Annotated in this window: 5 protein-coding genes and 1 pseudogene; 2 read left to right on the forward strand and 4 right to left on the reverse strand. The window is 63.8% G+C overall.

What is annotated here, in order from left to right; all coding sequences use genetic code 11:
• Positions 1-301 (forward strand): annotated as a pseudogene (locus VKI00_RS22200) (SAM-dependent methyltransferase); the annotation flags it as partial.
• Positions 302-422: 121 nt separating this feature from the next.
• On the opposite strand, the gene VKI00_RS22205 reads toward VKI00_RS22200, so the two are convergent.
• The 3 genes from VKI00_RS22205 to VKI00_RS22215 all read right to left on the reverse strand — a co-directional run bounded on the left by VKI00_RS22205 (position 423) and on the right by VKI00_RS22215 (position 4,354).
• The gene (locus VKI00_RS22205; protein ID WP_324441283.1) at positions 423-800 is read right to left on the reverse strand and encodes a hypothetical protein; all 378 of its coding nucleotides are present in this window, start codon (positions 798-800) and stop codon (positions 423-425) included.
• 297 nt (positions 801-1,097) lie between these two features.
• The gene (locus VKI00_RS22210; RefSeq protein ID WP_324441285.1) at positions 1,098-3,266 is read right to left on the reverse strand and encodes an FUSC family protein; all 2,169 of its coding nucleotides are present in this window, start codon (positions 3,264-3,266) and stop codon (positions 1,098-1,100) included.
• A 14-nt stretch (positions 3,267-3,280) separates the two neighbouring features.
• Positions 3,281-4,354 carry an IS110 family transposase gene (locus tag VKI00_RS22215; protein WP_324441287.1) on the reverse strand — a complete coding sequence of 358 codons (1,074 nt, stop codon included), beginning with the start codon at positions 4,352-4,354 and terminating at the stop codon, positions 3,281-3,283.
• Positions 4,355-5,032: 678 nt separating this feature from the next.
• On the opposite strand from VKI00_RS22215, the gene VKI00_RS22220 reads away from it, so the two are divergent.
• A complete protein-coding gene (locus VKI00_RS22220) occupies positions 5,033-5,176 on the forward strand; it encodes a hypothetical protein (RefSeq protein ID WP_414687260.1) in 144 nt (47 codons plus the stop codon).
• A 4-nt stretch (positions 5,177-5,180) separates the two neighbouring features.
• Here the strand turns inward: VKI00_RS22220 and VKI00_RS22225 are convergent.
• Positions 5,181-5,659: VOC family protein (locus VKI00_RS22225; protein ID WP_324441291.1), on the reverse strand; the 479-nt coding region annotated here is incomplete at its 5' end.

Consider the following 5,659-nt stretch of genomic DNA (forward strand, 5'->3'; position numbering starts at 1 on the left):
GCTGCGTCCGGGAGGTCATTTCCTCTACGCCGATTTCCGCGGGTTCCTCGAATATGACGATTGGGATGCAGCCCTGGCCGACATGCCAATGCGGATGGTGTCGAAGCGCGAGATCAACACGGAGGTGCTGCGCGGGCTGGACAAGAACTCGCCGCGGTACCAGGACCTGGTCGTTAAACATGTGCCCAGGTTCATGCGGCCCTTCGGCCGCCTGTTCACCGGTTTGCCCGGCACGATGATGTACCGCCAACTGCAACGTGGACAGCTTTCGTACCGGATGTACCACTTCATCAAAGATTGAGGCGGGAGCGTCAGCCACTCGCGCGGTGGTACGAAACCGCCGCGCGGGAGCGACGTGCACATGGTCTAGATCCGTGCGGCAGGTTGGCCACGACGTAAAGGGGCGAGGATCCTCGTGTGGGCTACGCGCTACGGCTGCAGCCCTCGAGAACCGACCGAGTGTGCGAACTCGACTGGCAGATCGCCGTATGATGCTGACCTGCAAAAACACTGGTGGGCGCGGACGGTATCGAACCGCCGACCGCTGGTGTGTAAATCGCCGCCAAGTCGTCCACCGCGTTCTCGACGGTGCCATAGTGTCTCCAAAGGGCCAGTTCAACGGCTTCTAGTGTTCGTGCTGTCTGAGGCTTGTCGGCCTGTCTCTGCCCGTCTTGGCACACTCTTGGCACAACGGGGGTTTTGATCGTCAGCATCAGGAAAAGCGTCGCCAGCGGTAAGACAGCCGCGAGTGAGCTCCACGCCAGCGAGTGGGCGACGGGATCAAGGATCTGGCGATACATGTCAGGCACCTTCCGGACGTGTGAGTTTTGTTGTGGGTGCGGATGTCGATCGCTGCACGAAGAGGACGACAAGATTGTGCGCCGTCTCCGAGATGCCATCGGCGCGAAGGACTTTGAATGCTCGTGGGTCGAGGGCGCGGCCCTGTCAACCGAGGACGCGATCGCCTACGCCTAGCGTGGAGGCGGCGAACGCAAACCCGGCCCAGTGGAGCGCCGCTAGCTGAGCGGCGACGAGCGCACCCAACAGCGTCCAGCGGGAGGACAGTCCCAAGCCTTGGTGGACCAGGTGTAGCCGGATCATTTCATCAACGAACCCGTTGCGGCAGCGGCGCTTTCTGATTCCGGCAGTGACACCATCTCGAGTTGGGCGAGGTTGGCGGCCACCGTAACCAGCGGCTGCGCGGCCTCGACCACTTCGACGTCGTCGGTCGCCTCGGCGCGCAACGCCCGCACGAATTCCCCGGCGATCGGCTTCCTAGGCGTGTCGCTGTGTCCCGAGATCTGTTTGGTAACGAATTCCATATGCGCTTCTAACACAGCCCGTGCGGTTGGGTACGTGCCGAGTGGCGGCAGCGTCCTGATGTCGGCGATCATGTCCGCCGCCAGGCGCACCCAGGCGGCTCGGTTGGCAGCCCTGACCACCGGGGTACGCAGGTCGGCACCGGCGCCGGTCTCCGAAAGATAATGGCGTACAGCGTCATCGATTCGTCGCCAACCCACCACTGCATCGTGGCTCAGGGCCGCGACGTTGGCATCACTTTCCTCCGAACGGCCACCGGTGACACGTAGCACGGCCGCCTGAAGATAGCGCACATTGACATCGAGTGCGGCTCTGATCACAGCCGACACCGCAGCCGTGGCACCCCTGGGCCACAGCAGCAGCGATACGCCCATACCCACGGCCGCGCCCATCGCGATGTCTTCGATGCGAAGCAGACCGATGCGCCAGCCAGCAGGGGCCGTGAGGTTGAGGATGATCAACAGACTCAACGCGGCCATGGCCTGAGCGACAATGAACGAAACGAAACGCGGCAGGTAGGTCGACCCGAATACCGTGATCGGCACCAGCAGCCACAGCACCGCTGGTTGTACACCGGCCACGCCAATGAGCACCCCGCCGAGGACGATGCCCAACGTAGTACCCACCACAGCCTGAACGACCCTGGTTCTGGTGCTGAGCGCACTGCTACTGAGCACCACCATGGTTCCCACCACGACCCAGAAGCCATGCTCGACCAGATGCAGATGAGTGACGGCGACAGCCAGAGCCAACCCGACGCCCGTGCGAAGGCCGTTATGTGCCGCCACCGAACGGGCGGCCAGAAACGCGGTAACAACCGTAGTGCCGGCTACGGTCTCCGGCGACAGCCGATCGGCGAAGCCGGTGGGTGGCAGTTGTAGGCCGAGGGCCCGGGCCCACACCGGTCGGGCATCGGCCGCGCCGGCTGCGGCGATGACCCTGCCCGTCAATCCGATGGTTGTCGCGATTACTCGGCACGCCAGCAGCTGCCGGCCCGTCGCAACCGCCGCTGCGTCGTCCGGAGCGCTGAGGATCAGTAGCACGTCGCCGCGGTAACGGCCACGTGCCAGCGACCGCAATCGGCGAAGTGTCTGGTCGAGAGCGGCGCGATTCGCGGCGCGATGGGCTACTTGCGATACATCGAGCAACCGAGCGCAGCACCGCAAGACGTCGATGGCCGGCGGTTTCACCGGCCCCAATGTCGCCCCGGTGTGGTCGTCGACGAGATCGGCGACCAGTTGGAGAAAGTCGACGACGCGTACCAGTGCCCGGCTGCCGGCGCTAAGGCCGACCGGCCGGTAGCTGGCAGCCAGGAAGTTGGCCCGCAGCCCGTCCATTGCCACGGTCACGTCCGCGGCCGAGCCGACGCCCTCGATCCGGTCGGCCAGCGCCGCGCACACTCGTCCGACGTGACGGCGCAGTTCGTTGTAGTGCCGTGGGGGAAGGAAGAACAACGCCGCCGGCACGCATATCACGACGGCGATCAGCCAACCCAGCAGCCGCTCGCTGATTGGCCCGACCGGTGTGCAGACCGGCCAGACGTACGACAACAGGATCGCGCGTTGACCGGCGGACATCGTCGCACTGGCCACACCGGCCAGTGTCACCGCCACGCCGAAGAAAAACATGAACGTCACCGCGAGCCAGGCAATGGGGGCAAGCAAGGTGCCGATTGTGATCAGAAGACTCATATTGAAGGCCAAGCCGAGGTAAGCCACCCCACGCTGCTGTCGATTGCCGGGAAACTCGGTCGTCACCAGCAGCCAAAAGGCGCCCAGCAACGTGAATAGTGGTGCCACGGTGCCCCCCACAACGACGACAGTGAACCCGGCCGCAAGAGGTATCACTATCGCCGCACGCATGGCGCGTCGCAGCGCCTCACGCTCTGGATCTTTGATACGCAATAGCTCCACAGTTCGCCGGATCGGCTGGCCCCGGATCAGCATGAGTTTCTCCTATGTCAAGCCGCTGCCAGTTGGCTGGGCTGAATTCGGTTTTGGTAGTCGGTGTGTAGGTGGCGGAAGACGACTCGGGCCAGGCGGCGTCTAAGGCAGCGCAGGGCTTCGGTGGTCGAGTCGCCGGCAGCGATCCGCTTGCGGTAGTAGGTCTGTCCGAGCCCGTGGAGACGGATCTGGGTGACTGCGATGCGGTGCAGGGCGGCGTTGAGTTGGCGGTTACCCGAGCGGGTCATGCGGACGCGGCCGGCGGTGTTGCCCGACCACACCGGAATCGGGGCAACTCCGGCGTGGCGGGCGAAGGCCGCTTCGCTTTTGAACCGGGTCACCCCCGCGGCTTCACCGACGAGTTTGGCGGCGGTCAGCTCACCACAGCCCGGCATTGCCAACAGCGCCGGAGCAACGTGGCGGATGCGTTCGCCGATGCGTTTGGCCACCGCGTTGATCGCCGCGGTAAGGCGGGTGATGTCAGCCAGCTCGTCACGCGCCAGTTCAGCGATCAGTCCGGGCTGGGTCGCCAACCACTCGCCCAGAAGTCGACGGTGCTTGGCCAGGTGTAGCGAGCGCGACCTTGGTGCGCGTTCTGGATCGAGTTCATGCACCCGCCACAACAACCGGTTAATCGTCGAAGTGCGTTGAGCAACAAGGTCTTCACGGCGATCAACGAGTAACTTAAGTTCGCGCGAAACCCCGTCATGAGAAGCCACGGGCAGGTCGGGTTCACGCAGTGCTGCCCGCGCTACCGCCAGCGCATCGATCGGATCAGACTTACCCTTTGTGCGCGCCGACGCCCGGGTCTGGGCCATCAATTTCGGTGGCACCCCCACCACCTGCTGACCGGCCGCCAGCACGTCACGCTCTAGACGGGCAGACAGATGCCGGCAATCTTCGATCGCCCACACCACTTGGGTGCCTAAGCGTTCACGCGCCCACATCACCGCCTCGGCATGCCCAACACTGGTCGCCACAACGATCTTTTCGGCAAGCTTTCGCCCGACCTCGTCAACCGCAACGAAAGTATGCGTGCGCTTGTGGACATCGGCTCCAACAACAACAACCATGGTGGTTGCCTCCTTCACTGTGAGGTGACGGTTGGGCCGGTCGGCGGACACATCTCAGTCGGGGCGATGCCACGCTCCTATCAAGTCACGCCGGCCGGTCCTTCACACCTGATGCCGACAAAACGCATGAACGCCAACCCGAGGCGGCAAGGATGCTACGAGCCAGACATCAGGTGATCAGGATCCAACCACCGCAACACGCGGCACCTCACCCTGACACTGACTGGATGGTAAAGGCGGTTGCGAATCCTTGTATCGCTCAACGAGCGGCCATTGCTATCGGGCTCCGCAGCAAAGGTGCGCCGCCGACCCATGCCGGTCTAGCCCCCTGACCTGCTGAAACTCTGTGGAGCTAAGGGGATTCGAACCCCTGCCCGTTCCTGCAAAAATGGGCTCTGAGCTGGGGCGGATGTTCGATCACGGTGTTACGCGACCGCTCTGTGTCCTGCCGATATGCGCCGCTGTGTTACGCGACGTAACAGTGCTGTGGCCCGTTCTCCAGCCAGTACACCCAACGGATCGGGCACCGTGGCAACTGCCCCGACGCTCCCCCACGGTCAGCAGATGACGCGAACCGGCAACCAGTCAGGATGAGAACCATTTAGCCGACGGATTTACAGTTCGCAATTTGCCGTTTCGGAGAATCTCTGTCTATACCAGCGTCGAAGGTGACGACACGTTGGATCTCTACGAGGACTGCGGGCACGCGAGGTCGGCGAAGACGGCTGCGTGCTGGTGCGGCCCGATATGCACATCGCGTGGCGGGCGAACGGTATGGCCGACGACCCGGCGGCGGAACCGCTCGACGTGATGAGCCGCATTCTCCCGCTGCCGATCTGACGCGCTACAGCACCTTGCTGCCGTACATCTCCCCAAGCGGATCGGCGATCAGTTCGATGCGGGCCCCGTCCGGGTCCCGAAAATATAGCGAGACGCCGCTGTGCTCGGCGAACTCCACGCCGGCCGCGGTGAGCTTGTCCCGCAACCGCTCCCAGCGCGACGGCTCCACGCTGATCGCGAGGTGGTGCAGCCCGCCGATGACCTCCTGGTAGGGGCCCTGATCGAGGCCGGGAAAGTCGAAGAACGCCAGCAGGTTGTCATTGCCGATGTCGAAAAAGAAATGCGACGAGCCGGGATAGTCACGGTTCTCGATCAGTTCGGTCAGCGGAAACTCGAGCAGATCCTGGTAGAACCGGACGGTCTGCTCGACGTCGCTGCTCACCAGAGCGGTGTGGTGCAAACCCCGTGCCGACGAGGCCGAGCGCTCGTCGGCGGGACGCAGGTACTGCTCGCGGATGCGCTGCCGTTGCGCCTCGAACCGCT

Origin of the sequence: Mycobacterium sp. (genome assembly GCF_035314665.1) — a bacterium.
Taxonomy (GTDB): Bacteria; Actinomycetota; Actinomycetes; order Mycobacteriales; family Mycobacteriaceae; genus Mycobacterium.